The organism is Methylocystis parvus OBBP (assembly GCF_027571405.1).
Classification (GTDB): Bacteria; Pseudomonadota; Alphaproteobacteria; order Rhizobiales; family Beijerinckiaceae; genus Methylocystis; species Methylocystis parva.
Window position 1 is genome coordinate 1,756,475 of sequence record NZ_CP092968.1, and the last position, 25,722, is coordinate 1,782,196.

The 25,722-nt window shown below is 63.1% G+C and carries 26 protein-coding genes and 1 pseudogene; 15 read left to right on the top strand and 12 right to left on the bottom strand.

Features of this window, described 5'->3' with window-relative positions; genetic code table 11:
- Positions 1-184: 184 nt before the first annotated feature.
- Positions 185-1,336: an adenosyl-hopene transferase HpnH gene (gene hpnH / locus MMG94_RS08580; protein WP_016919465.1), complete on the top strand. Its 1,152-nt coding sequence runs from the start codon at positions 185-187 to the stop codon at positions 1,334-1,336.
- Here hpnH and MMG94_RS08585 read toward each other — a convergent pair.
- The 3 genes from MMG94_RS08585 to MMG94_RS08595 form a co-directional block, all read right to left on the bottom strand.
- Complete coding sequence (locus MMG94_RS08585) at positions 1,277-2,014, bottom strand: phosphorylase family protein (protein WP_016919466.1); 738 nt, start codon at positions 2,012-2,014, stop codon at positions 1,277-1,279. The genes hpnH and MMG94_RS08585 overlap by 60 nt on opposite strands.
- Positions 2,015-2,120: 106 nt before the next feature.
- On the bottom strand, positions 2,121-4,091 hold the full coding sequence (shc, locus tag MMG94_RS08590; RefSeq protein ID WP_016919467.1) for a squalene--hopene cyclase: 1,971 nt from the start codon (positions 4,089-4,091) through the stop codon (positions 2,121-2,123).
- Between the two features lie 34 nt (positions 4,092-4,125).
- Positions 4,126-4,419: a helix-turn-helix domain-containing protein gene (locus MMG94_RS08595; RefSeq protein ID WP_016919468.1), complete on the bottom strand. Its 294-nt coding sequence runs from the start codon at positions 4,417-4,419 to the stop codon at positions 4,126-4,128.
- A gap of 191 nt (positions 4,420-4,610) precedes the next feature.
- Between MMG94_RS08595 and MMG94_RS08600 the strand changes: the two genes are divergently transcribed.
- The 3 genes from MMG94_RS08600 to MMG94_RS08610 all read left to right on the top strand — a co-directional run bounded on the left by MMG94_RS08600 (position 4,611) and on the right by MMG94_RS08610 (position 6,569).
- Positions 4,611-4,982, top strand: coding sequence for a Rieske (2Fe-2S) protein (locus tag MMG94_RS08600; RefSeq protein ID WP_016919469.1), 372 nt, complete (start codon positions 4,611-4,613; stop codon positions 4,980-4,982).
- A gap of 13 nt (positions 4,983-4,995) precedes the next feature.
- Complete coding sequence (locus tag MMG94_RS08605) at positions 4,996-5,748, top strand: hypothetical protein (protein ID WP_016919470.1); 753 nt, start codon at positions 4,996-4,998, stop codon at positions 5,746-5,748.
- A gap of 215 nt (positions 5,749-5,963) precedes the next feature.
- The gene (locus MMG94_RS08610; protein WP_016919471.1) at positions 5,964-6,569 is read left to right on the top strand and encodes a phosphatase PAP2 family protein; all 606 of its coding nucleotides are present in this window, start codon (positions 5,964-5,966) and stop codon (positions 6,567-6,569) included.
- 226 nt (positions 6,570-6,795) lie between these two features.
- Here MMG94_RS08610 and MMG94_RS08615 read toward each other — a convergent pair whose 3' ends face one another.
- A complete protein-coding gene (locus tag MMG94_RS08615) occupies positions 6,796-7,386 on the bottom strand; it encodes a GNAT family N-acetyltransferase (protein ID WP_016919473.1) in 591 nt (196 codons plus the stop codon).
- Positions 7,387-7,715: 329 nt separating this feature from the next.
- Positions 7,716-8,861 carry a type III PLP-dependent enzyme gene (locus MMG94_RS08620; RefSeq protein ID WP_026016170.1) on the bottom strand — a complete coding sequence of 382 codons (1,146 nt, stop codon included), beginning with the start codon at positions 8,859-8,861 and terminating at the stop codon, positions 7,716-7,718.
- Positions 8,862-9,549: 688 nt separating this feature from the next.
- Here MMG94_RS08620 and MMG94_RS08625 point away from each other — a divergent pair.
- Positions 9,550-11,112, top strand: a complete 1,563-nt coding sequence (locus MMG94_RS08625) for an OpgD/OpgG family glucan biosynthesis protein (RefSeq protein WP_016919476.1) — start codon at positions 9,550-9,552, stop codon at positions 11,110-11,112.
- Position 11,113: 1 nt separating this feature from the next.
- On the opposite strand, the gene MMG94_RS08630 is transcribed toward MMG94_RS08625, so the two are convergent.
- From MMG94_RS08630 to MMG94_RS08640, 3 genes are all read right to left on the bottom strand, one after another.
- Complete coding sequence (locus tag MMG94_RS08630; RefSeq protein WP_016919477.1) at positions 11,114-11,263, bottom strand: hypothetical protein; 150 nt, start codon at positions 11,261-11,263, stop codon at positions 11,114-11,116.
- Positions 11,264-11,371: 108 nt separating this feature from the next.
- Complete coding sequence (locus MMG94_RS08635) at positions 11,372-12,820, bottom strand: DUF1254 domain-containing protein (RefSeq protein WP_016919478.1); 1,449 nt, start codon at positions 12,818-12,820, stop codon at positions 11,372-11,374.
- A gap of 220 nt (positions 12,821-13,040) precedes the next feature.
- Complete coding sequence (locus MMG94_RS08640; RefSeq protein ID WP_016919479.1) at positions 13,041-13,844, bottom strand: creatininase family protein; 804 nt, start codon at positions 13,842-13,844, stop codon at positions 13,041-13,043.
- Positions 13,845-14,103: 259 nt separating this feature from the next.
- On the opposite strand from MMG94_RS08640, the pseudogene MMG94_RS22115 reads away from it, so the two are divergent.
- From MMG94_RS22115 to MMG94_RS08670, 7 genes and pseudogenes are all read left to right on the top strand, one after another.
- Positions 14,104-14,292, top strand: a pseudogene (locus tag MMG94_RS22115) (hypothetical protein); the annotation flags it as partial.
- A 95-nt stretch (positions 14,293-14,387) separates the two neighbouring features.
- Positions 14,388-15,632: an RHS repeat domain-containing protein gene (locus MMG94_RS08645; RefSeq protein WP_154419915.1), complete on the top strand. Its 1,245-nt coding sequence runs from the start codon at positions 14,388-14,390 to the stop codon at positions 15,630-15,632.
- Between the two features lie 50 nt (positions 15,633-15,682).
- A complete protein-coding gene (locus MMG94_RS08650; RefSeq protein ID WP_154419913.1) occupies positions 15,683-16,027 on the top strand; it encodes a hypothetical protein in 345 nt (114 codons plus the stop codon).
- Between the two features lie 450 nt (positions 16,028-16,477).
- Complete coding sequence (locus MMG94_RS08655; RefSeq protein ID WP_154419911.1) at positions 16,478-16,807, top strand: hypothetical protein; 330 nt, start codon at positions 16,478-16,480, stop codon at positions 16,805-16,807.
- A gap of 288 nt (positions 16,808-17,095) precedes the next feature.
- Positions 17,096-17,665 (top strand): RHS repeat-associated core domain-containing protein, encoded by a 570-nt coding sequence (locus MMG94_RS08660; protein ID WP_244415287.1) that lies wholly within the window; start codon positions 17,096-17,098, stop codon positions 17,663-17,665.
- A gap of 10 nt (positions 17,666-17,675) precedes the next feature.
- A complete protein-coding gene (locus tag MMG94_RS08665) occupies positions 17,676-18,077 on the top strand; it encodes a hypothetical protein (protein WP_154419909.1) in 402 nt (133 codons plus the stop codon).
- Positions 18,078-18,484: 407 nt separating this feature from the next.
- Positions 18,485-19,051, top strand: coding sequence for a hypothetical protein (locus MMG94_RS08670; protein WP_154419907.1), 567 nt, complete (start codon positions 18,485-18,487; stop codon positions 19,049-19,051).
- A 289-nt stretch (positions 19,052-19,340) separates the two neighbouring features.
- On the opposite strand, the gene MMG94_RS08675 is transcribed toward MMG94_RS08670, so the two are convergent.
- Entirely contained in the window at positions 19,341-19,847 is a 507-nt protein-coding gene (locus tag MMG94_RS08675) for a Spy/CpxP family protein refolding chaperone (protein ID WP_016918343.1), read from the bottom strand.
- Positions 19,848-19,982: 135 nt separating this feature from the next.
- On the opposite strand from MMG94_RS08675, the gene MMG94_RS08680 reads away from it, so the two are divergent.
- A complete protein-coding gene (locus tag MMG94_RS08680) occupies positions 19,983-20,456 on the top strand; it encodes a DUF411 domain-containing protein (protein ID WP_016918342.1) in 474 nt (157 codons plus the stop codon).
- Here MMG94_RS08680 and MMG94_RS08685 read toward each other — a convergent pair.
- Positions 20,384-21,745, bottom strand: a complete 1,362-nt coding sequence (locus MMG94_RS08685; RefSeq protein ID WP_016918341.1) for a BaiN/RdsA family NAD(P)/FAD-dependent oxidoreductase — start codon at positions 21,743-21,745, stop codon at positions 20,384-20,386. The genes MMG94_RS08680 and MMG94_RS08685 overlap by 73 nt on opposite strands.
- 77 nt (positions 21,746-21,822) lie before the next feature.
- Here MMG94_RS08685 and MMG94_RS08690 point away from each other — a divergent pair, with 77 nt between their 5' ends.
- Positions 21,823-22,845: an RluA family pseudouridine synthase gene (locus MMG94_RS08690; RefSeq protein ID WP_016918340.1), complete on the top strand. Its 1,023-nt coding sequence runs from the start codon at positions 21,823-21,825 to the stop codon at positions 22,843-22,845.
- A gap of 62 nt (positions 22,846-22,907) precedes the next feature.
- On the opposite strand, the gene MMG94_RS08695 is transcribed toward MMG94_RS08690, so the two are convergent.
- Positions 22,908-23,156, bottom strand: coding sequence for a DUF6496 domain-containing protein (locus MMG94_RS08695; RefSeq protein ID WP_016918339.1), 249 nt, complete (start codon positions 23,154-23,156; stop codon positions 22,908-22,910).
- 179 nt (positions 23,157-23,335) lie between these two features.
- Here MMG94_RS08695 and MMG94_RS08700 point away from each other — a divergent pair, with 179 nt between their 5' ends.
- A complete protein-coding gene (locus MMG94_RS08700) occupies positions 23,336-23,584 on the top strand; it encodes a hypothetical protein (RefSeq protein WP_016918338.1) in 249 nt (82 codons plus the stop codon).
- 72 nt (positions 23,585-23,656) lie between these two features.
- Here MMG94_RS08700 and typA read toward each other — a convergent pair whose 3' ends face one another.
- Positions 23,657-25,480 (bottom strand): translational GTPase TypA, encoded by a 1,824-nt coding sequence (typA, locus tag MMG94_RS08705; RefSeq protein WP_016918337.1) that lies wholly within the window; start codon positions 25,478-25,480, stop codon positions 23,657-23,659.
- Between the last annotated feature and the right edge of the window lie 242 nt (positions 25,481-25,722).

Sequence of the window (25,722 nt, forward strand, 5' to 3'; positions counted from 1 at the left end):
CGCCTGCTCACGCGCCCGTCGACGTAGGCGCGACCGCCGCGCGGAAGCCCTTCCCCGCCCGGCTTTTCCTCCCCCGCCGTTTCATGCTAGACGGCCCTTTCGGCGCGACGCTCGCGGCTGGACGCGCGCCGGCGCCTCTGTCTCGCGGCCCCTTGAAGGTCGCGCACCATAGCAGGAACACGCCGTGTCCATACCTTTTCGTTACGTCGCGAAGATCGGAACCTATCTCGTCAAACAGCATCTCATGGGCCGCAAGCGCTACCCTCTCGTTTTGATGCTCGAGCCGCTCTTCCGCTGTAACCTCGCCTGCGCCGGCTGCGGCAAGATCGACTATCCCGACCACATTCTGAACAAGCGCCTTTCCGTCGAGGAATGCCTCGCATCGGTCGACGAATGCGGCGCGCCGGTCGTCGTGATCGCCGGCGGCGAGCCCCTGCTCCACAAGGATCTGCCTCAGATCGTCGAGGGCATCGCGAAGCGCGGCAAATTCGCGATCGTCTGCACCAACGCCCTGCTGCTCGCCAAGAAGATCGACCAGTACAAGCCGTCGCCTTATTTCACCTGGTCGATCCATCTCGACGGCGACAAGGAGATGCACGACAAGGCGGTGAGCCAGGACGGCGTCTACGAGCGCGCGGTGGAGGCGATCAAGCTCGCCAAGTCCAAGGGCTTCCGCGTCACGACGAACAGCACCTTCTTCGCCGACGCCGATCCGGCCCGCGTCGCGAAGTTCCTGGACGACGCCACGGCGCTGGGCATTGACGGCATGACGGTCTCGCCTGGCTACGCCTATGAGCGCGCGCCGGACCAGACGCACTTCCTCAACCGTCAGAAGACGAAGGAACTCTTCCGCGACATCCTGCGCCGCGGCCGCGGCGGGCGGGCCTGGGCCTTCCAGCAGTCCGGCCTGTTCATGAATTTCCTGGCTGGCAACGAGACCTATGCCTGCACGCCCTGGGGCAATCCGCTGCGCACCGTCTTCGGCTGGCAGCGCCCCTGCTATCTTCTGGGCGAAGGCTATGTGCCGACCTTCAAGCAGTTGATGGAAGAGACCAATTGGGACGCCTATGGCGTCGGCAATTACGAGAAATGCGCCGACTGCATGGTCCATTGCGGCTTCGAGCCGACGGCGGTCGCCGACACGGTGAAGCATCCCTGGAAGGCGGCTTTCGTCGCGCTCTTCGGCGTGCGCACCGAAGGCCCGATGGCGCCGGACATCTCGCTCGAGAACCAGCGCCCGGCCGAATATGTCTATGACGAGAACATCGCCCGGCTCTCAGAGATCCGCGAGCACGAGGCGAAACAGCGGGCCGAGCAGCGGTCCACAGCGGCTTAAGGAGACGAAGGCCGCGCGGGAATCGAGCCCCGCCAGGATCAAACCGCCGATCTGATGGGGCGCGCGAATGAGTTCGCGCGCCACAATTCTTCCGTCTATGTCGCCCTTTGGCGTCAGCGCCTTCGCCGCGAGCGGCGGCAGAGCGCGGGCGGCTGGATCGCTGATCGCGCGCAGCACGGCGAAAGGCAGGCCAAGCTCGCGGGCGAAGCCGGCGGCGAGATGGGATTCCATATCGACGGCGTGGGCCTGGGCCGATTCGCGCAGGAATGTCTTGGCCGCGGGGTCCATGGCGGGTTTGTCCACCCCGACAATCGCGCCGGGAACGACCTTGCAGCCCCTGGCGGCGGCCCCTTCGGCCAGCGCGTCCGAGAAGCGGCCATGAGTCGCATGGCGCGCCTCGCCCGCGACCACCGTATCGGCGATGACGATGTCGCCCGGCCGCAGCGCGTAATCGAGCGCGCCGGCGAGGCCGAAACTGACGACGGCGGAAAAACGCCTCTCCTTCAGACGCTCGAGCTGCTCGCGAAGCTGCGCGACATTCGCCCCGCTGCAGAGGGGCGCGACGCCCTCGCCCATGACGCAGGCGGCCTCGCGCCGCATGCCCGTGACGACGAGGACAGGCCCGGGCGCAGCCGCAATCCGCGCCGCCTCCCGGCGGCGGCTCTGAACAAGCGTCATAGCGCCTCCCTGTTCGTGACCTGCGCTAACTCCGATGTTTCGGAGGGCGAAGTCAACGATGAACAGGGAAGCGGGCGCTTGTTTGGCGTGGCGAGGGATCTCTGCTCTATAGCCCCACCGTCACGGCCTTGCTGTTCGTCTGCAGAAGGTTGCGGTAGCGCGCCAGCGCCCAGAGCGGGAAGAAGCGGCGATAGCCGTGATAGCGCAGATAGAAGACGCGCGGGAACCCCGTCGCCGTGAAGCGCGGCTCGTCCCAAAGGCCGTGTTCGGCCTGCGTCGCCTGCAGATAGGCGACGCCGCGCGCGACGGCCGGATGATCGACTTCGCCCGCCGCCATCAGGCCGAGGATGGCCCAGGCCGTCTGCGACGAAGTGGACGGCGCCGGCTCGTAGCCCTTGTAATCCATCTTGTAGCTGGAGAGATCCTCTCCCCAGCCGCCATCCGGGTTCTGGATCGCGACGAGCCAGCTCACCGCGCGGCGATAAGACTCGTGGCTATGCGGCAGGCCGGCGGCGTTGAGCGCGCAGAGCGCCGACCACGCGCCGTAAACATAATTCGCGCCCCAGCGGCCGAACCAGGAGCCGTCCTTCTCCTGCTCCCGAATGATGTAGTCGACGCCACGCTTGAGGCAGTCGCTCGTCTCCACCTTATCGCCAAGCTGCGCCAGCATCGAAACGCAACGCGCCGAGACGTCCACTGTCGGCGGGTCGAGCAGCGCGCCGTGATCGGCGAAGGGGATGTGGTTGAGATAATGATAGGCGTTGTCCGCGTCGAAGGCGCCCCAGCCGCCATTCTTCGACTGCATGCCGACGATCCACTCCTTCGCCCGCGCGATGCGCTCGGCATAGGGCTTCTTCTCCTCGGCGCTGGTCAGGCGGTCCATCGCGGTCGCGACGACGGCCGTGTCGTCCACGTCCGGATAATAGGCGTTGGCGTATTGGAAGGCCCAACCGCCCGGGCGCAGATCGGGACGCTGCGCCGCCCAGTCGCCCTTCACGTCGAGCACCTGCAGAGGCGCCAGCCAGTCGCAGGCCGCGCGGGCGCGCTCGCGGGCGTCTTCGCCGCCGGTTTCGAGAAGCGCGTGGGCGACGAGCGAGGTGTCCCACACAGGCGAGACGCAGGGCTGGCAATAAGCCTCGGTCTCGCCCACGACGAGCAGCCGCTCGATCGATTCGCGGGCGTCCTTCACGCGCTGGTCGGTTTCGGCGATTCCCAGCGCGTCATACATCAGCAGGCTGTTGACCATGGCCGGGAAGATCGCGCCAAGGCCATCGACGCCGTTGAGGCGCTCGGTCGTCCAGCGCTCGGCGAGCTGAACGCTATATTCGCGCGAGCGCTTGGGCATATGCGGCTCGACGAGGCGCAGCAGCTTGTCGATCTCGCCGAAGAGATGCGCCCAGGGCCAGGTCTGATGCTCGCCCTTCGGCCAGACCTTCACCTCCTCCGGCGGCGTCGTGAAGAGCTCCTGGATGCGCACGCCCTTGGGATTCCTGGCCTGCGGCCTCTTCGTCATCAGCACCAGCAGCGGCACGAGCACCGTGCGGCCCCAATAGGAGATCTTGTCGAGATGGAAGGGAAACCATCTCGGCAGCAGCATGATTTCGACCGGCATGACCGGGACGCCACGCCACGGGATTTCGCCGTAAAGCGCCAGCAGCGCGCGCGTGAAGACATTGGAGGTCGCGGCGCCGCCATGGGCGAGGATCGCCTCGCGGGCGCGGACCATATGCGGCGCATCGACGTCGTCGCCGATCATCTTGAGCGCGAAGTAGGCCTTCACGCTCGCCGAAATGTTGAAGGCGCCGTCCTGGAAGAGCGGCCAGCCGCCATGGCCGCCCTGCATGCGGCGCAGATAAACCGCGATCTTGCGCTCCAGCTCCTCGGCTACGGGCTCGGCGCGGAAATGGCGCATCAGCACATATTCGGCCGGAATCGTGGTGTCGGCTTCGAGTTCGAAGCACCAGTGGCCGTCCGCCTTCCCATCCGCCAGCAGCGCGCGTTTGGCGCTCTGAATGCTGGCCTCCAGCGCCTCAGGCCCGACGGGGGCGAAATTCTCAATGCGCGCGGCAACGTTCATATGCCTGCATCCCCTTGGATAAAGCCATTTAGCGTTATGCGATCCTGAGCGTCGTGGCCGCGCCCGCTTCGGGCGCGCGCGGCTTCACGACAATCTCGACGTCCTGCCCCAAAGCGACGAGGAAGCGCAGGAGCCGCTCCACCGAAAACTGCCGGAAGTCGCCATGCAGCAGCTTCGAGACGTCGGGCTGCTTCACGCCGAAAAGGGCGGCGGCCTCCACCTGCTTGAGACCGCGCTCCTTCATGAGCGCCTCGATCTTCTGGACAAGCTGCGCCTTGAGAAGACGGTCTTCGGCGCATTGCGGAGGGGTTGAGGGCTCTTCCTGCATCGCCTGTTCGAGCGCTTTCGGCTCAGCTCGCCGAACGGCGTTCCGGTTATAGTGATTTTACCATATGGTCAAGCCCGGCGCGGTCGCTGTCGCCCCGCCCGTCCGCCTCTGGCGCATCGCTTGCTACCCGATCCTCGACCCGCCCGCATTCACCGCGAGGCGCCCGACATTGTTCGGAAAGAGGCAAGCGCATGGACGAGCTTTTTGTGATTTGTCGGACAGTCGAGATCGACGACGCCCAGGCCCACGGCTTCGTGCTGATGAAGGCCGAGGAAAGCGGCGAAGCGACGCCCTGGCCAATCATCGTCACGCGCAAGGGCAATAATTTCTATGGTTTCGAGAACAGCTGCCCCCATGAGGGGCTGCGGCTCGACAAGGACCCGGGCGCGTTCATGGACGAGGAAGGCAATTTCCTCGAATGCGGGCGCCATCATGCGCAATTCGACATCGACACGGGCGAGTGTTTCATCGGCCCCTGCCAGGGCGCGCATCTGACCCCCATCAAGCTCGTCATCGACGACGGCGACGTCTGCGTCACCGGCGTCATGCTCGCGGACGAGTAGGGAGAATCGATCCATGACCGATATGGCCGAATTGCAGCGTCGCAAGAAACTCATCAACGAAGCCATCGTCTTCGTCGATCCCGACGCTTTCATCGCCAGCTATCCGGGCTGGCTCGAAATTACGACCTTCATCACGGCGCTGCGGGCAGGCGACGTCCAAGCCCCGGCCGACGGCGTGACGCCGCAATTGACCGCACAGCAGATGAAGGGCGGCGTCGCTGCCAAATATGGCAACGACGCCGTCTTCGCCTTTTGCATGACCGCGGCGCTCAAGGGCGACAAGGCGGCGGTCGAGAAGGTCGAGAAGGCGCTGACCGAAAGCCTCGGGGCGGACTTCCCGGGTTCGGTCGCCTTCTGGCCGTTCCGCTCGGCCAACGACGCGCCGATCAGCCTGGAAGATCACGTCGGCGCGGCCGCCTTTAAGATGCTCGCCGGCGACATCCCGCCGCCGCCCATGCGCGCGCGCGAAAACTGGAATGCGGGGCTGCGCTTCTTCGAAAAGGCGCGCCAATCCAATTTCGCGCAGGAGATCATCTATCCGCTCGCCGTCTGGACGCGCGCCAAATGGGGCGAAACGCTGGAGAAGGGCGTGGCCTTTCTGGCGCATATCGAGGACAGCGTGCCCGCGCTGCAGGGATGCCTGGCCGAAGCGCGCAACGATCAGGCCTTCGTCGCGAATATGCTGCTGACGATGGCGCCGGCGCTCGAACAGGATCTGAGCGACGATATGGCGGGCTTTCTGCGCTCGCTGGCGCGGCGCGTGTAGCGCGCGCGCCAATACCGCTCGACCGGCCAGGAAAACAAGAAAACCGCTTCCGCGATTCAGCGCCGGGCCGGATCGGGGAAGCGGCGCGCGGATGACGGGCGGCGGGGCCTCGTCATCGAAACATCATACATCCGTCACGCAAGCTCTATTCAACCGTCACGCAAACGCAGTCGCAACGTCGCGAAAACGCAGCCGAACGCGTCTAACAATCGGTTATGGCGTTTACGACGGACCTCGCGGCAAAGCTGACGCGCGACGCGTCATCCCAACCGCATAACGGCCTCACGGCTCTGTGGCTTCAACGCTTTTTCGCGGCTGATCTCGCCGCGGTGCATTTCTTCTCCCGCTGGGCGCAGCCGGCCGCGATCCGCTATCTCGCCATTGGCGTGAGCAAGCTCGGCAATGGCTGGATCTATCTCATCCTGCTGCCGCTCGTCTTCTGGGGTCTGGGCTGGAACGGCTGGCATGTCGTTCTGCTCGCCGGCCTCAACGCCGCGCTGCTGCATACGCTCTATCCGATCATCAAGCGCCGCTTTCGCCGCAAGCGCCCCTATCATGTCGACGCGCGCCTGCCGTCGCTTCTCAAGACGCTCGACGAGCACAGCTTTCCGAGCGGCCACGCCATGACGATCACCGGCGTTCTTGCGCCCATCGTGCTCGCCTGGCCCACCATGACGGTTTCGGCGGTGATCATCGTCCTGTCCATGGCGTGGTCGCGCATCGCCACGGCGCATCATTACCCGACGGATGTGATCGCCGGCGTCGCGCTCGCAGTCGCACTGGCCTTTCCGCTGTCGAGCTACGCGCTCTCCTTCTTCTGAACGCGGCGCTCGCGGCGCGGTTCGCCCCTCAGCGTTCCGAACAGGTTTTCGCCTCTTCCCGGCAGGCGGGCCACGTCTTGCGTCAGACGAAAGGCCGCCCGCAGGCGAGGCAGATTTTCTCAGCCAAATAAAGCTTGCCGCGCGCGCCCGGGCTCTGTCGAGGCTTGGACATGAGCTTTACGTGGCGCGCGCGGTCTCGCGCGCAAGAGACCCGGAGAGAGCCGGGTCAGGCGGCGCGCGGCAATGTAAGGGAGACGTCGCGCGGCGCGGCGCTCACCCGGCCGCTGGCGCCTTCCAGCGCGCCCGAAGCCAGCTCCAGACCAAGGAAACGCGCGCGCTCCACCGGCCCCGGCATGACGAGCTTTTCCGTGAACCGCCGCTCGAAGCCGAAGCGGCGATAATAGGGCTCGTCGCCGACGAGCAGCACGGCGCGATGGCCGAGCGCCTGCGCGCGAGCGAGCGCCGCGCGCATCATCCCGGCCCCCAGGCCGAGCGCCCGCGCATGTTCCGCCACAGCGAGCGGGCCGAGAAGCAGAGCGGGACGGCGCCCGCCGGCGAAAATCGGCCAAAGACGGATCGTCGCGATGAGATCGCCCGCCTCGTCCTTTGCGACCAGCGCCAGTCCCGTCGCGGGCGCGGCGCCTTCGCGCAGGCGTTCGCAAGTCTTCAGGAATCGCGCCGGGCCGAAGGATGCGTCGAGCAAAGCTTCGCGCGCCGCGACGTCGGCCGGCGTCTCGTCGAGAACGGCAAAGGAAGGACGCGTCAGCAGCGCGGGAGCGACGGGCGCATAAGAGGGGGCATGAAGTTCAAAGGTCATCTGTTCCTCCTCGAGAGGACAAGCGACCCTCGCGCCTGACGCGCTTGCGATAAGCGCGCCCGCCGTACGGGACTGTTACAGGGGTTATTGCCCTCCCGCTTCCGGGAGAGACGATTTTCGCCGGCTAACGGAGCTTGCCGATCAGCCAGTCGAGCTATTGCGCGACGTCCATCAGGAACCATGTCGCGATGAAGAAGCCGGCGAAGCTCAGCTCCTTCAAATGAGCGAGCAGAGCCCGCCTCGCCAATGCGGCGAGAGCGCCCGGCGCCTTTTCGGTTCGCTTATCCTTCGAGAAGGCCCCTTCGGGCCTCCTCGGGACGAGGCGACACTCAGATGATGAACGTCTCGAGCGGCGGGAAGCCGTTGAAGCCGACGGCCGAATAGGTCGTCGTATAGGCGCCCGTCCCTTCGATCAGAACCTTCGTTCCGATCTCGAGCGAGATCGGCAGATCGTAAGGCTTCTTCTCATAGAGAACGTCCACCGAGTCGCAGCTCGGACCGGCGATGACGCAAGGCGAGACCGGCGCGCCGTCCGCCTCCGTGCGGATCGGATAGCGGATCATCTCGTCGATCGTCTCGGCGAGGCCGTTGAACTTGCCGATGTCGAGATAGACCCAGCGCAGTTCGCCCTCGGCTTGCGACTTCTTCGAGATCAGCACGACCTCCGCCTCGATCGTCCCGGCATTGCCGACCATGCCGCGGCCCGGCTCGATGATCGTCTCCGGAATGCGGTTGCCGAAATGCTTCGACAGCGCGCGGAAGATCGCCTCGCCATAGCGCTTCACCGCCGGCACGTTCTTCAGATATTTCGTCGGGAAGCCGCCGCCGAGATTGACCATCTGAAGATGGACGCCGCGCTCCGCGAGCTCGCGGAAGATGTCCGACGCCGACTTCAGCGCGCCGTCCCATTTGCGCGGGTCGGTCTGCTGCGAGCCGACATGGAAGGACACGCCGTAAGCCTGCAGGCCGAGACGATGCGCATGCTCCAGAACGGTCGTCGCCATCTCCGGCGCGCAGCCGAATTTGCGGGAGAGCGGCCATTCGGCGCCCGAGCCGTCGCAGAGAATGCGGCAGAACACCTTGGAGCCCGGCGCGGCGCGCGCGATCTTCTCGACCTCTTCGACGCAGTCCACCGCGAAGAGGCGGATGCCATATTCGTAAGCGCGCGCGATGTCGCGCTCCTTCTTGATCGTATTGCCGAAGGAGATGCGATCGGGCGTGGCGCCGGCGGCGAGCGTCTGCTCGATCTCCGGCACGGAGGCCGTGTCGAAGCAGGAGCCGAGCGAGGCGAGCAGCGAGAGGACTTCCGGCGCCGGATTGGCCTTCACGGCATAGAAGACGCGCGTGTCGGGAAGCGACTTTGAGAAGCCGAGATAGTTCTCGCGAACGACGTCGAGATCGACCACGAGGCAGGGACCGTTGTCGCGGCCCGCGCGGCGGCGCTCGGCGAGGAAGTCTTGGATACGGTCGGTCATTGCGGCATCCCCTTCGAAGGGCGCGGGTCGAGCCGCGCCAGGAACCAGATTTTGCTTCGGCGGATGCACGACGCCGTTCCCTCTCGCGCGGTGGAAGACGCGACGAAGGTTGAATGCGCCAGCAATCCAGGATCGCTTCACGCTTGCGCGCTGGACGATCCGGTGATGCGCCGTTGGCCGGTCAGACGACAAAAGACACGCGCAAGCGCATGTCGATTACGTTCCGAACAGCCATCGATTGGAAGGGGGGAACCCCGTCCGCACGCCCGGCAAGAAAGACAAGCCTCTTCGGTGCGTCGGCCTTTGGAGGAGCCGACAGAGACCAAAAAAGCCCGGTCCGTCGTTGCTTTAAGTCGCGATCCTCCGTTGAGGGCGGAGTTCGCCGGTTCGCCTCCGGCTGCCGGTTTTACTCGGGCGGTTGACCGGCCTCTTGTCCGGATCCCCGTCCACCGACACACGACCACAGGCACGTGCGATTTGGGCAAATCCGTAGATACGCCGATTTTGACGGGTGACAAGTATTTTTTAGGGCTCCGGATCGATTATTTCGCCCGGCAGCAAATCGGACACAGTCCTTGGCTGCGTCGCAGCAACGCTCATCCTTGCGGAACTGTGACGATCCCGCTAAGCAGTCCCCTTCGCGCCAGCTCGTAATAGGCGAAAAGAAGGCGCTTTTCCGGTATCTCGCATGAAGAAGCTCTCCCGGCGCCGGATGATTGGCGCCCTGGCCGCGACAGGCGCCCAGATCGCATTCCCGGCGCGGGGCGACAGCCCGATCACGTCGCCCAGATTCGGCTTCGACGACGTCGTCGCGCGCGCGCGCGCCTTGCTGGCGGCCCCGTTCGAGGATGTTGTTCCGCGCCTGCCCGACCCGTTCGATTCGCTCGACTTCGACGCGTGGCGCAACATCAAATTCAAGCCCGACCACGCCATTTTCGGCAACCTGCCCGGCGCCTTCCAGATCCAGGCCTTCCATCTGGGCTTTCTCTATCGCCGCCCGGTGACGGTGAACACGATCCGCGACGGCATCGCCGCGCCTATTCCCTATTCGACCGCCATGTTCGACTATGGGAGGCTGAAGGTCGACAAGCCTTTGCCGATCAACACCGGTTTCGCTGGTTTTCGCCTCAACTTCCCGGTCAACGACCCGCATGTTTATGACGAGGCGATCTCCTTCGTCGGCGCGAGCTATTTCCGCTTCCTGGGCCGCGATCAGCAATATGGACTCTCCGCGCGCGGCCTTTGCGTCGAGGCCGGCACGAGCAGGGAGACCTTCCCCTTCTTCCGCGAATTCTGGGTGGAGACGCCTGCGGCGGGCGGCAATCGGGCGACGATCTACGCGCTTCTCGACGGCGAAGCGGCGACCGGCGCCTATCGTTTCGACCTGACCATCGGCCAGGAAAGCGCGGTCGACGTGCAGGCGACGGTCTTCCCGCGCCGCGCGGGCGTGAAGTTCGGCCTCGCGCCGCTCACCTCCATGTATCTGACCGGCGAGAACGACCGCCGCGTGCGCGACGGCTTCCGCAGCGAATTGCACGATTCGGACGGGCTGCTCATCCACAACGGCGCGGATGAATGGCTATGGCGGCCGCTCGGCAATCCAGCCCGCGAGCGCATGTCCTCCTTCCTGGACAAAAATGTGCGCGGCTACGGATTGCTGCAGCGCGACCGCACTTTCGAATCCTATCAGGACCTCGACCTCGCCTATCAGAACCGCCCCAGCTATTACGTCGAGCCCGCAGGCGATTGGGGCGAGGGCCATGTCGAGCTGATCGAGCTGCCGACATCCGACGAAACGAACGACAATATCGTCGCGAGCTGGACGCCCGCGACCCCGCCGGAGCCCGGCAATCCCTTCTCCTTCGCCTATCGCATCACCTCCGGCCTCGACATGCCGCGCCTCGCGCCCAATGGCCGGGTCGTGCATACATTCGAGGCGCCAGCGCGCGCGCTCGGCTCCTCGGAGCCGGAAGATCCGGGCGCGCGCCGCTTCCTCGTGGATTTCGCCGGCGGCGATCTCGGCTATTACGTCGCCGATCCGAGCCAGGTCGAAGCTGTCGGGGGCGCGTCGAAGGGCAAGGTGCTGCGCACCATCGTGACCGCGAACCAGCACATTGACGGCTTGCGCGTGCTCTTCGATGTAAGGCTCAAGCCGGGCGAAACGGCCGACCTGCGTCTTTTCCTGCGCGCCAATGGGCGCACGCTGACGGAAACCTGGACGATGCCCTGGTCGGCGCCGACCGGCACCTGAGTCAGGCGGGCAGGAACAGCCCGCCGATGAGGAGCGCCATGGCGGCGAGCAGCACAGCCAGATAGGGCCAGGAAATTCTCGGCTTCGACAGATAGCACCGCATCATGGCGACGAGCGCCGGATCGGTTTGCTGCTGTTTCATCTCGGCCATGAGAACACGCTGTCTTTCATTTGCCGGCGTTCGGCGAAAACCATCGTCCAGAGTTCATCGCCGAGGCGAAAAAAGGGAGAGGCTCGCCCTCTCCCTTTCAGCCGGCGCTTACTGAACCTGCTTCACCGCCGGCGGCTGCCAGCTTCCGTCGATGATGGACGGCGCCTTCTCCGTCGGCCAATACATGCGCAAGGTCGCGCTGAAATCCTTGTCATTCGCCGGCAGCCAATTGGCTTCCTTGTCCTTGCCCGGCGAGTCGTGCTGGACATAGAGATCGAGCGAACCGTCCTTGTTCTTCTTGAGCGGCATCCAGCTGCTGATCGCGTAGCGATTGATGGGATTGGCCACGAAGAACGAGTCCGGATTGTACATCGTGACCGACCAGAAGGCGTTGACCGGCGGCAACGCGCCCTTGTCGAAATGGATGACATATTTATTCGCGCCGTTGAGCGGCTTGCCCTCGCCATCCACAAAGGCGGAGGGATAGACCGCGTCCTGCGGCAGATTGGCGCCGAGGCCGATCAGCGCGACGACGGCGCGCGCGCCGTAATCGGAGCCGTAATTGCCGAGAACCATTGACGGCACGCGCCAGCCATTGACGGGCGCGCCGGTCTCCTTCGACGCCGCCAGCAGCTTTTCGAAGGCGACCTTCACGGACTGTTCCAGCCCCTTGGCGACGGCTGGATCGAGCTTGGAGGGATCGAATTTTTCGCCGGGCGCGATGCCGATCGCCTTCAGCTTTTCGAGGACCGGCGCCTCGGAGGCGGGCGGCGGATTCGATTTCAGCAGCGTCGCCATGAGGTTGAAATAGGCCTCGGCGCTCATTTTCTGAGCCTGCTCGACCGGCGGCGTCTTCATGTCGAGATCCGGATCGACCTTGCCTTCCGGCGCGGTATAGGGCTTGCCGAAGGCGGAAAGCGGCGTGAGCTTGTAGCCGCTCTGAATCTTGTGCACCGCCGGATAGTCGCGCGGACCGTTGGTCTGGGTGCGGCCGAGGACCCAGACCATGTTGGTCGGCGCCTTGACCTCGGTCACGCCTTTCGGAAGCGTTCCGGTCCAACCGGGGCCGGTAATTGCGAAATTGCCGGCCTTCGTCCCCGTCGTGCGCTTGCCCGGCGAGGAGAAGACATTCGTCCAGGCGTCGAGCATCGGCATCAGATAATAGCGGCCATGCGTGTCCGGCACGGAGAGCACGATCGGCTCGGCCGAGAGATCGAGAAAAGCCGACGAATAGAGCGTGTCGACATTGGCGCGCACGACGTCCTTGAAGGACGCGTCGGGAAAGGCTTGCACATTGACGAATTGGTTGACGGGCGCGGCGAAGCCCTCCGGCTTCGCGACATTGGTCGTCTTGGCCTTGGTGAGGTCCATCATGACGAGCGGCAGGCCGTAGACCACCGCCTCGACGCCGGCCTTCAGCGCCTCCTGGGCCTTGGCGTCGTCAGCTTCGGACTCCACCTTGGCCGCGTCGGTCGACGAGCCGGCCTGCTTGTCGTTGCAGCCGGCAAGCGCGCCGATGCTGGCGGCGAGAAGAATTGAAACCCATTTCGCGTTCATGAAGCCCCCTGGCGGCAATTGGACGCCCGCCGCTCTTTGCAGAAATGAAACGTCGAGATCGAACCGTCGGGAGATATGCGGACGGCGAGAACCGTCCGGAGACGTACCACGGAGGCGACGCGATTGCCACGCGGAATGAGGCGCGGCCGGCAGACTAACTTTTCCGGCCGCAAATCTTACTTTTACGGACGCAGTTTCACCGGGAGTCCGCGCGAACAGGTCAGCCGTCCGGGCGGCGAAGCCGCTCGAGGTCGAACGCCTCCACGTCGCGCAGCAATTCGATGAACGCCGTCGCCCAGTAATCGGCCGTCGCCTCGCCTTTTTCGGCGCTCGCTCTGGAAGCGTCGCCCATCGCGCCCGAAGGCGACAAATCCTGCGTCAGCCAGCCGAAGCCGGCGGGACGGTCGGCGCGCAGCCAGGCGAAGTCGCGCTCGAAATCGAGCGTCGCGGGCGGGAAGTTTTTCGCGCGTCCCATATCGACAAGGTCGGGACGGAAGGCGAGCATCAGCGACGTTTCAATCTCGCCGCCATGAATCCCGTGACGCTGCTCGACCGTCGAGAAGAGGCCGTCGGGATAGCCGAAGCGCGCCCAGGAGCAGGTGACGGCGAGCACGCCGTGCCGCGCGCGCAGATCGAGCGCGGCGGTCGAGATCAGCGCGGAATTGCCGCCATGGGAATTCATCAGCACGATCTTCTTCACGCCCGCGCGCACGACGCCTTCCGCAATGTCGCGCAGGACATGGGACGCCGTCTCCTGCGTCAGCCACAGCGAGCCCGGAAAGTCGCGATGCTCGATCGAGACGCCGACGCTCTGCATCGGCAGGAAAACGGCTTCGAGATCCTGCGGCAGGCGCATCGCGACGCGCTCGATGCACCCTTCCATGATCATGGCGTCGACGCCGAGCGGCAGATGCGGCCCATGCTGCTCGACCGCCGCCACCGGCAGCACGGCGATGACGCCCGACATGTCGTGCGAGCGGAAATCGCGCAGGGAGAGTTCGGACCAGAAGCGGGAGGACGGCATAGGGAGATTAAAGCGCGATTGGGCGCGGGAGGTCAAAGCGGGATATCTTAAGCGCGAGCGCTTTTCGCAGTCCCGGAAACGGTATCGGATCGACGCTTCTCAACCGTTGATATTCGGACGGATATTCGAACGGCTATCGAGCGCATTTCCAATATTCCTGTGGAAAAAATACCTCTCGTCTTGTGAAGCTCACGTTGGCGCGCGAGCCTGAGGAAAGGATTATGTTGTTGGCATTTCGCTGATTTTGAAGGGGTTTTAGATGCACAAAAGGTTGCTGGCGTTAGCAATTTTCGCCTTCGTAACATTTCCGTCGATCAGCGCCCACGCCAGCGCGATCAGTCAGCCTAAAAACCTCGGACACCCGAATTGTAATGGCTGCGGCAATCCGATCAATTTTGCGACCGGCAACAAATTCCAGGAAGAGAAGGACTATGAGGGCTCCGGACCCTTCCCGATCAAATTTTACCGTTATTACAACAGCCAGGACAATAACGGCTGGATCAATCAAAACTCGTGGTCGGGCGTCGTCTCTTTCGGAGAAAGGTGGAAGTTTACCGGATCACCCGATTGCAGGTCGGCTATCCGGGAGGCCCAGGCGGCGTGCTCGACCGCAGCTACGCCTGGACCGGCGACATGGTCGACTCGATCGCCGACAATCGTTTTCCGGGCACGACGCCGCCCTTCACCTTCGCCGCCCAGTCGCAGCTTTTCACCTACACCCCAAATAATCGTCTTGCGACCGCCGTCGGCTATTACGGTTCGCTCGGCTGGACATATGACGCCAATGGCAATCGAACGTCGGAAACGGCCAACGGCGTCACCTCGACTTATGCCTACGCGCCCTCGTCAAACCGCTTGCTGTCGATCACGACCGGCGGCGCGGCGCGCGCCTTCACCTACGACGCCGCCGGCGACATTGTGACGGATTCGCGCAGCGGCGCGCTGGGCATGACCTTCCAATATGACGTGGAGGGTCGGCTCTCGAAAGCCTACAAGACCAATGCGCCCTCGGACGTCTCGACCTATGGCTATGACGCCTTTGATCGCCTCGCCTCACGCAAGACGACCAGCGGCGGCGCGACCACGACCACACTCTATATCCACGACATCAAGAACCATATCATCGCCGAGACCGACGCGGCGGGGACGACCCTGCGCGAATATATTTGGCTCGACGATCTGCCCGTGGCCGTGGTGGACAAGGTTGATACGGGAAACCCGATCCTCGCTTACGTCCATACCGATCATCTCGGCCGGCCGGCGCTGATTTCCTCGCAGAACTGGGACCCGCTCTGGTATGCGATCTATTCGCCCTTCGGCGCGACGAGCTACATCAGCAACGCCGCGGGCTTTTCCGGGCAGGACATCCGCTTTCCTGGCCAATGGTTCCAGCTCGAAACCGGGCTGGCCTATAATTGGCGCCGCCATTACGATGCGAGCATCGGGAGGTATCTGCAGCCTGATCCGTTGGGGCTCCAGGCCCTGATCAAGGACGGGGCGAACGTATACGATTACGTGCGCCAGGATCCGAATGCGAAAACAGATCCGGAGGGTCTACTTTCAACAAGTCGTCCAGAGGCTCCGGCCTCTCCGATCGACACTTGTGCTAGAAAAAAGAAATCACCAAATTACTGGTGTCAAAGCGTAGATTGTGGTGCGCCCCACGGAGGGGTTTTTGATCCCCTTTGTCCTGACTGCCAGAGTAAACTTCTCAACGGCACACCGATGTTGCTTGAGAATGGGCAGTTGCTGACCCCGCCCGCTTCAACCAATACGGAAGAAGAATAGCCCTAATTTGGGAGGTATATCTGCTTACCCCTGACATGAAAAAGCGCATCATGCGTTCACTCGATGATGTCGGACAAGGGAAAGCCGTCGGTTACTTACCGCTAGCGACATTGAAAAACGTTTTAAGGATCTCTGCAGATAAAATTCGGGAATCGTGTGAAGCTAGGGGCTTGAATGTGAAGATCTTTGATGAAGACTCTAGTTGTATAAAAAGTGGAGCAATTTTCGTTTACGATACTGGACTCGTCCGCGGCATCATCGACCGTTTTGATCAAGATATATTGGCGCGCGGTTGGAGTGGCGATGTCGAATCGATAATAGAGAGGATCGCGATTGAATGGTATTGTGAGAATGACCCCGCAATGCCTTTTATAAAGGCATTGTACGGCGAGTAGCGTTTCCTTTCGATTTGCATAACAGCGTCAGCCGCGTCTCGAATCACGACTCGCTCGACCTCGTCGAGGCTCATCTCGTCGCATCGCCGAAATTACGATGACATAATATTTATTATCGCAAAGAGCGATAATAAATTGATTTTTTATGACGATGTCGAAGAGGAGTTTTGTATAGTCGACGCTTTGTCTGAGCCATTTAAAACATGGAGTTCGTATCAGGAGCTGCGTCGTGCGGTGAAGGATCTTTTTTGAATCGCACGCAATTACGGTGATATGGTACCAATTGCAGAAACTCCCTCTCCATCCACAACAAGCGCCCCACGATGCGCATTGCCTCGATGAGCCCAACAATAGAAATCCAATCAGGTGGTTGAACCCGGATAAAAATTCGCTATGACTAATAGATATGAAAAGTATTATTCGTTCCCTGTCGACACCACGTCCTCACAAATGATATACGACGATGGACTGTTGCGCATTCACGGATTTGATCGCGCCAATGTAGCTGTTGTTGAAATTAGATTCAACGATGCATTGCTAATCCGTATAACGGATGAGGGAGCGCGACTAAAGCTGTGGCGCGATCTTGGAACGATGCGCGCTCTTATTTTGATAGATCAACAGAGCGATCTGCTCAACTGGCTTTTTCAAGAAAATTTTCAATCTCGAGATCTGGGACTAGCGAAGCACTACATCATATCAGTTGGGGAAGAAGTATTTGATATAGTGTCAATATCTGAGCCATATGTTTCGGAACCAAGCAAAAATACTGTGAAATAGTCGATATCAAATTACGACTCTCTCCACATCATCAAGGCTAAGCTCGTCACACCGCCGAAATTACGATGACATGATACCGATTGCAGAAACTCCCTCCCCATCCAACAAGCGTCCCGCGACGCGCATCGCCAGCATCGCCATCCGCTCGTCGCTTACGTCCATACCGATCATCTCGGCCGGCCGGCGCTGATTTCCTCGCAGAACTGGGACCCGCTCTGGTATGCGATCTATTCGCCCTTCGGCGCGACGAGCTACGTCAGCAACGCTGCGGGCTTTTCCGGACAGGACATCCGCTTTCCCGGCCAATGGTTTCAGCTCGAAACCGGGCTGGCCTATAATTGGCATCGCCATTATGATGCGAGCATAGGGAGATATGTGCAGCCTGATCCGTTGGGGCTCACAGGCGGACGAAATCTTTATGCCTATGCCGACGCCAGTCCTCTGGCGAAAATCGACCCGGACGGGCAGTTTGTGTGGGTCATTCCGGCGTTCATACCTTCCATTCCGTCGATAATCCCGGCAATTCCCTGGATTGGTTCAGCAGCCGGCGCGGCCGGAATCGGTTGGTTGTGGTGGAACGCGCCGCCGAACGACCAGCCGGATGACAACATTCCCGATAAAAAGCAACCGCAGCGACCATCGAAAACTCCGAATGAGGGCGAGCCTGGATCTTGTCACGTAAACCCCGGCAGCGGGCAAGAGAGGACTTACGGTCCGGATGGACAGCCGCTGTATGATGTCGATTACGACCATGATCACGGTCAGGGAGTTCCACATGCTCACAATTGGGTGGATGGTATACGAGGCGAAGGCTATCCAGTTTCGCCGTGGCCTCGCGGTCGTGTAAAAGGGTTTTAAAGGTGCCTAGATGGATCGCCTAGATCAAGACACTGTGGCTATTGTAATTGATAGCTGCTTTGGCGAGAAAATAACCCAAATAGCGCCACATGTAGGTGCTATTTGGGTTATTGATACGAAAATTAATTCCGCAGCTGTTCTGGCGGCACGGAGAGCAGGCGCGAAAAATATAACATTAGTAGCACAGATTCCCGGCGAAACGAAAGAAACACAGTTATTTAGAGTTATAAACGAGGTAGATGAGCACGAAGGTCCCTGTTCAAAAAATCAACCGTACAAATATATCTGCGTTTTTGTCGATTCCGATTCCAAAGATATATCGCAATTGATAATTAATGCTGGATTCCAGTCGGTGACGAAGGACAACTACCGTATTTTTGGAACAAAAGCAGATAGTCTTAAGTCGTTATAATATATACTTAATAATATATACGTAAATAACGGTCATAATACCGATTACTGAAATTATCCATTCGACGAGAATCGGCCCTATTGCCGCGCTTCCGCCGAGAGCGGCGTGGGAGATTTTCTTTCTTGTGACCGAAAATAGAGCGCCCGCCGCTTTCCCGGCGGGCTTGCCGCCGTCCGGGCTTTAGATCAGGAGCTTCGCCTCCTCGATCGCGCCGGCGATGTTTTACGCCGGCTGGAACTGAGAACGATCCCAAAGCGTTTCCTAACATGGTCGGTCGCGCTAGCGGGATCTTGGCGTACGTCGGCGGGCGGCAAATCTTGAAAGACGCCTAACTTCGAATTGCTCGCGCATGGGGCGGGAACGAAACGCGAGTCGTTCTTATGGTTCTTATGAGTGGAGTAGCGATCATGCTTCGGAAATATGCGATTACCGCCGCCGCGGCGGCAATTCTTCTTTATCCTTCGGCGTCTTTCGCCTGGGGTAGCGGACACTGGGGAGAAGGGTCGGCGCCTCAGTCCGGCAGCTCGGGAGGCAGTTCCAGCGGCGGCTCGGGAGGCGGCTATGGCGGCGGCCAGCAGAGCGGCGGCCAATGGGGCGGCGGCGGCCGACAGAGCGGCGGTGGCGGCTGGGGAAGCGGTCGACAGAGTGGCGGCCAATGGGGCGGCAATGGCGGCGGCTATGGCGGCGGCCGACAGAGCGGCGGTCACTGGGGCGGCAACGGCGGTCACTGGGGCAGCGGTGGCGGCGGCTGGGGCGGCTATGGCGGCGGCCGGCAGAGCGGCGGTCACTGGGGCGGCAGCGGCGGCGGCTGGGGCGGTTATGGCGGCGGCCGGCAGAGCGGCGGTCACTGGGGCGGCAGCGGCGGCCATTGGGGCAGCGGCGGCGGCGGTTATGGCGGCGGCCGACAGGGCGGCGGCGATCAGTGGGGCAGCGGCAACGCCGGTTGGGGCGGCTATGGCGGCAACGCCCACTAGGTCCTGTGGACAGTTACCTTAGCCAGAAGACGATGGCGGCGACTGTCACGACGGCGAGGCAATTTCTCGCCGTCTTTTCATATCTAATTACGTAATACCGTAATTCAGCTCTAACCGGGCCGTTCCGTCATCTTCTATCCGGCTCAGACAACAGAATTTTCGAGCGCGCGCCCTCTCGAGAGAGGGGGTAGTTCGGGCGACTGTCCGAAAAACGTTCATTTTTCGGACAGCCGAATGGGTTCGTCGAGACGCCCCTTGGCGCCAGTCGCGCCGATCGAGGATTTGTCGCTTATTCAACCCCGGCCCCGAACCCTCCCCGGCCCATCATGCCGCGCATCCGATGCCCATGCTCCGCGATCGCGGCCCTCACCAACGCGCCGAAGCGGCGCTTCTGGGCGTCGTCGAGGCTGTCGTAAAGCGGCTTCGCGGCGATGGCGAGCTTGTCGAGTTCGCCCGCGCGCGCCGTCATCGCCTGCGCGCGCCGCTGAAGGGCGCCGATGGGGTCGTTCTCCAGAGTCGGGGGCGCCTTTTCGCGCCATTCCTCGATTCGCGCGATGCGCGCTTTGGCGTTGTCGCGCAGCGCCGCTTCCAGGGCCGGCCAGTTCTTCTCCTGCTCGGGCTTGAGCTGCAGCCCCGCCTTCAGCGCGGCGATGCGGGCGTCGGCGAAGGCCGTCATGTCCTGGGCGCTAAAACGAGACGGCCGGGCGAATGGCTCGGCGTTCGCCGTCGCCCCCGAAGCGGCGGTTGCGGTAAAGAGAGCGGCGGCGGCCAGCGCCGTGAGAAAAACGCGTTTCATGCGAGACATGTCCCAGAATCACTTACGACGGCCACGATTGTTTCGCGTTGCGGCCCCGATGATCAATTTAAAGTTCGGTAATGTCTCCCTATGTTCAACCGGGACGCGGCCATGGCCAGGAAACGGAACGACTCAATGTCACGCTTGCTTTCCCGCCGCGAGGCGGCGCTTTTTCTCTCCGCCGCCGGAGCGGCGCTCCTCCCGGGCGCGGCGCGCGCGGCGGAGTCCAGGAAGATGGTCGTGCACAAAAGCCCGACCTGCGGCTGCTGCGGCGGCTGGGCCGCGCGAATGCGGGCGGAGGGCTATGTGGTTGAAGAGATCAATGAAGCCGATATGAAAGCGGTGAAGGCGCGGCTCGGCGTGCCGGAGAGCATGGCCTCGTGCCACACCGCCGAACTCGAGGGTTACGTCATTGAGGGGCATGCGCCGCCGCAGGCGGTCGCGAAGCTGCTCAATGAGCGTCCGAAGGTTACGGGCGTCGCCGCGCCGGGCATGCCCATGGGCTCGCCTGGCATGGAGATGGGCGAGCCGGAAGTCTACACGCTGTATTTGTTCGACGCCGCCGGCGCGCGCGAATTCGGCATGTGGCTGGGCGACAAGCCGGTCTGAGCCGGGCTCAGAAGCCCCAGATAGCGGGCGGCGCCCCTGCCCGCGGCGAGGCCGGTCGCGAAGGCCGCCTGCAGCAGATAGCCGCCGGTCGGGGCGTCGAAGTCGAGCATCTCGCCCGCGACGAAGACGCCCGGCATCTTCTTCAGCATCAGTTCCGCGTCGACCTCCTCGAAGGAGACGCCGCCAGCGGTTGAAATGGCGCGCTCCAGCCCGGCCACGCCCGCCACTTTCAAGGGCGCGTTCTTGATCAGGCTCGCCAGCGCCTCGGCGTCGCGCGGCAGACCTTCGGGCCGCGCCTCGCGCAAAAGGCCGATTTCGGCTCTCGAGAAGCCGGAGCGCTTGAGGAAGGTCGCATGGGACTGTTTGGGCGCGCGGCGGGAGAGCTTGCGCGTCAGGCATGCGAGGCTCGTATCGGGCCGCATATCCACGAACAGCGTCGCCGCGCCGTCCGTCGCGGACGCCTCGCGCAGCCGCGCGGAGAGCGCATAGACCGGCCCGCCTTCGAGCCCCGCGCGGGTGACCACCATATCGCCGCGCGCCGTCGCGTCGCCATGGCGCAGCAATACGGTCTTGATCGGCTGACCCTCGAAATCGGCGCGGAAGATGGAGGACCACTCGACGAGCGCGCCGCTATTTGCGGGGGACAGCGGCGTCACGGCGACGCCGGCTTCGTTGAGCGCGAGGGTCCAACCGCCCTCCGAGCCGAGCTTGGGCCAGGAGGCCCCGCCGAGCGCTAGCACCACGGCCCCGGCCGGGCGCGCGAACTCCTCGCCCTCCGGCCCCTTCAGCCGCAGGGCGCCGTCCGGCGCGAAACCGAGGAAGGCGTGGCGCGAGGCGATCGTCACGCCGAGCCGCGCGAGGCGGGCGAGCCAGCCGCGGAGCAAAGGCGACGCCTTGAAGCTTGCGGGAAACACCCGGCCGCTGGTGCCCACAAAAGTGGCCTCGCCGAGCTCCGCGCAGAAATCGCGCAGGGCTTGCGGCGGAAAGGCGCGGACGAAGGGGCCGATTCGCTTGGCCGCAGCGCCGTAGCGCGAAATGAAGCGTTCGAGATTCTCGGTATGAGTGATATTCAGCCCGCCCCGGCCCGCCATCAGAAATTTGCGCGCGGGGCTCGGCTTGTGCTCATAGACGACGACGCGCGCGCCGGCGCGCGCCAGCGCTTCGGCGGCGAAAAGCCCGGCGGGTCCCGCGCCGATTACGGCGCAGAAGGGAGCGGCGGCGTCGGTGATGAGAGCGGCCTCCACGCGATGGGCGGGGGAAAATGCGAAAGGGGGATGGCTCTGTCCCATCTCTTGCCACGCTTCTGTCGGCGTCTTGTTGCGCCCCAGTTAGCACGAGCGTCACTCGGGCGGAAGAAGACTTTAAAATGACGGTCAAGGACATGCAGCAAATCGACGCGGCCGCGCATTTCGACTTTCTGGTCGCCGAGGAAGAGGCGGGAGCGCGCCTCGACCGTTTCCTCGCCGAACGGCCCGAACTCGTCGAAGCCCATCTCTCACGCAGCCGGATCAAGGCGCTGATCGAGGAAGGCCGCGTCGCGCTACGCGGCGCGCCGGCCCGCGACCCGGCGAAGAGGCTGGGAGCGGGAGACGCGGTCGCCCTCGACGTGCCGCCCCCGGCCCCGGCCGAGCCGCAGGCCGAGGAGATCGCGCTCGCCATCGCCTATGAGGACGCGCATCTCATCGTCATCGACAAGCCGGCGGGGCTCGTGGTGCATCCGGCGAGCGGACATGAGAGCGGCACGCTGGTCAACGCGCTCATCGCCCATTGCGGCGAGAGCCTTTCCGGCGTCGGCGGAGTGAAAAAGCCGGGCATCGTGCATCGCATCGACAAGGACACGACGGGCCTGCTCGTCATCGCCAAGACCGACGCCGCGCATCACGGACTGTCGAAGCTCTTCGCCGACCATGGCCGCACATTGTCGCTGACGCGCGAATATCTGGCTTTCGTCTGGGGCGTTCCCGACCGGGCGCAGGGGACGATCGAGACTTATCTGGGCCGTCATAACATCCAGCGCGAGCGCATGGCAGTGGTGCCGGAATCGCGCGGACGCGAGGCGATCACTCATTGGGAGAAGATCGCCGATTACGGCGTCGCCTCCCTGGTGCGCTGCCAGCTGGAGACCGGGCGCACCCATCAGATCCGCGTCCATATGGCCCATATCGGCCATCCGCTGATCGGCGACGCGACCTATGGCGCTGGATTCAAGACGAAAGCCGCCAAGCTTCCCGAGACCGCGCGGGAAGCCATAGAGGCTTTGGGCCGACAGGCGCTCCACGCCGCGACGCTCGGCTTCGAGCATCCGATCACGGGCGAGGAGATGATGTTCGAGAGCGAATTGCCGGCGGATTTGAAGCGGCTGATGGAGGCGCTGGAGGCGGCGGCGTAGGCAAGGAAAGCGAACCCACCCGTCGCGCCTCGCGCGCCGGGTGGGGCACATCAGAGGCTGTTCTACGCCCCTTCCTTGCGCGCCTTCGCCGTTTGGCCGCTGCGTTCCTTGGCCTTGGTCTTACGCAAATTCTCGGCGTTCTTCCTTGGCGTTTCTTCGTTCGAGGCGCCCGCTTCATGCAGCGCGATGGCGATGGCCTGTTTCGGGTTCTTGACCGCCTTCCCGGCGCCGCTCTCCAATTCGCCATGCTTGTATTCATGCATGACGCGGCCCACGGTTTTCTTCTGTTCAAGCGACTGGCGTCTGGGCATGTCTGCGCTCCTTTCGGTTTAGAAGCAGAACGCGCAGACAGCGCATGTGATCCGTTCTCGCCCCGACCATGTGGCTAACGCGCAGGCGTGATAGGTCCCTGTCGCGAGGCGGGCAAAAACGGAACCGCCCCATCACGGCGGCGTTTTCTTGTCCAGCGCGATCAAATGGAGAGGTCAAGATGTCGCCACGCCGCCAAAAGCCGCGTTTTTGCAAAATGCTCGCGCTTGCGCTGCTGATTGCCGCGCCGGTCGAAGCGACAGCGCGAAATATCGCGCCGCCGAGGCCCGCGCAAAAGGCGGAGCGGCCCCATGCGACCTATATGGGCGATTGCGGCCCCAATCCCCCGCCCGGCTATCGCTGGGACCTCAAGAATTGGCAGAGCCGCACGCTGCGGGATTTTTCCTGTTACATGTTCGATGAATATTGAGCTCGATGAATATTGAGCGCAGCGCCCGGCCCCTTCTTCAGAAGGAGGAGGAGCCGGCCGCGCCGTCCACGCCTACTCCACCAGCGCGCCAGCCTTCTTGCCGAACTTCTTGCGGTCGTTCGGATCGAGATAGACCTTGCGCAGGCGGATGGACTTCGGCGTGACCTCCACGCGCTCGTCGTCCTCGATATAGGCGAGCGCCTTTTCCAGCGTCATCTGGATCGGCGGCGTGAGGCGCACCGCCTCGTCCTTCGACTGCGTGCGGATATTGGTGAGCTGCTTGCCCTTGAGCACGTTGATCTCGAGATCATTGTCGCGCGTATGCTCGCCGACGATCATGCCGCGATACACCTTCCAGCCCGGCTCGATCATCATCGGGCCGCGATCCTCCAGCTTCCACATCGCATAGGCGACCGCCTCGCCCTGATCGTTGGAGATCAGCACGCCGTTGCGGCGGCCCTGAATCTCGCCGCGATGCGGGGCATATTCGTGGAACAGCCGGTTCATGATCGCCGTGCCGCGCGTGTCGGTCAGAAGCTCGCCCTGATAACCGATGAGGCCGCGCGTCGGCGCGTAGAACACGAGGCGCAGGCGCCCGCCGCCGGAGGGGCGCATCTCGATCATCTCGGCCTTGCGCTCGGCCATCTTCTGCACGACGACGCCCGAATGCTCCTCGTCAACGTCGATGACGACTTCCTCGATCGGCTCGAGAATGTCGCCGTCCTCGCCCTTCTTGAACACGACCTGCGGACGCGAAACGCCGAGCTCGAAGCCCTCGCGGCGCATGTTCTCGATCAGGATGCCGAGCTGCAATTCGCCCCGGCCGGAGACGATGTAGGCGTCGCCCTGCGGCGAGTCCTCGACGCGCAGCGCGACATTGCCCTCGGCTTCCTTGTAGAGCCGCGCGCGGATCATGCGGCTCGTCACCTTGTCGCCCTCAGTGCCGGCAAGCGGCGAGTCGTTGACAAGGAAGGTCATGGAAAGCGTCGGCGGATCGATCGGCTGCGCCTGAAGCGGTTCGCTCACGTCGAGCGCGCAGAGCGTGTCGGCGACGTTGAACTTTTCGAGGCCGGCGATAGCGATGATGTCGCCCGCTTCGGCTTCTTCGATCGGCTGACGCTCAATGCCGCGGAAAGCGAGAATCTTCGAGACGCGGCCCTGCTCGACGACCTTGCCGGAGCGGTCCAGCACCTTCACGGGCTGATTGGGCTTCACGCTGCCGGAGAAGACGCGGCCGGTGATGATGCGGCCGAGATAGGGATTGGCTTCGAGCAGCGTGCCGAGCATGCGGAAGCCGCCTTCCTCCACCTTGGGCGCGGGCGTTTGCTTCACGACGAGGTCGAGCAGCGGCGACATGTCGTCCTTGGGACCCTCGGGCTCCTCAGCCATCCAGCCCTGCTTGGCGGAGCCGTAGATGATCGGGAAGTCGAGCTGCTCGTCGGTGGCGTCGAGCGCCGCGAAGAGGTCGAACACCTCGTTGACGACTTCTGAAATACGCGCGTCCGGCTTGTCGACCTTGTTGATGCAGACGATCGGCTTGAGCCCGATCTTCAGCGCCTTGCCGACGACGAATTTCGTCTGCGGCATGGGGCCTTCCGCCGCGTCGACGAGGACGATGGCGCTGTCCACCATGGAGAGGATGCGCTCCACCTCGCCGCCGAAATCGGCGTGGCCAGGCGTATCGACGATGTTGACGCGAAACCCCTTCCAGGCGATCGACGTCGCCTTGGCCATGATGGTGATGCCCCGCTCTTTTTCGAGATCGTTCGAATCCATCACGCGCTCGGCGACGCGCTGGTTCTCGCGGAAGGCGCCCGACTGACGCAGGAGGCAGTCGACGAGCGTGGTCTTGCCGTGGTCGACATGGGCGATGATGGCGATATTGCGAAGCTGCATGGCGGCTTTCGAAGAAACAGCCGCGACCCGGTCCGTGGGCCCTCTGGCCCGGACGACGCGGCGGCGACTTATGTTGCGATGCGGCGGGTTTTACAGGAGCGGAGAGGGGAAGTGAATAGGAAAGGGCGAAGGATGCGAGGACACCCCCACGATCTCGTCGAGACGCCGGCCGTGCTCGCCTATACTGTCGAGTGCCAGAAAGAACTCGACATGAGTTGCAGTAAGGGAGCGCCGTGATGGCG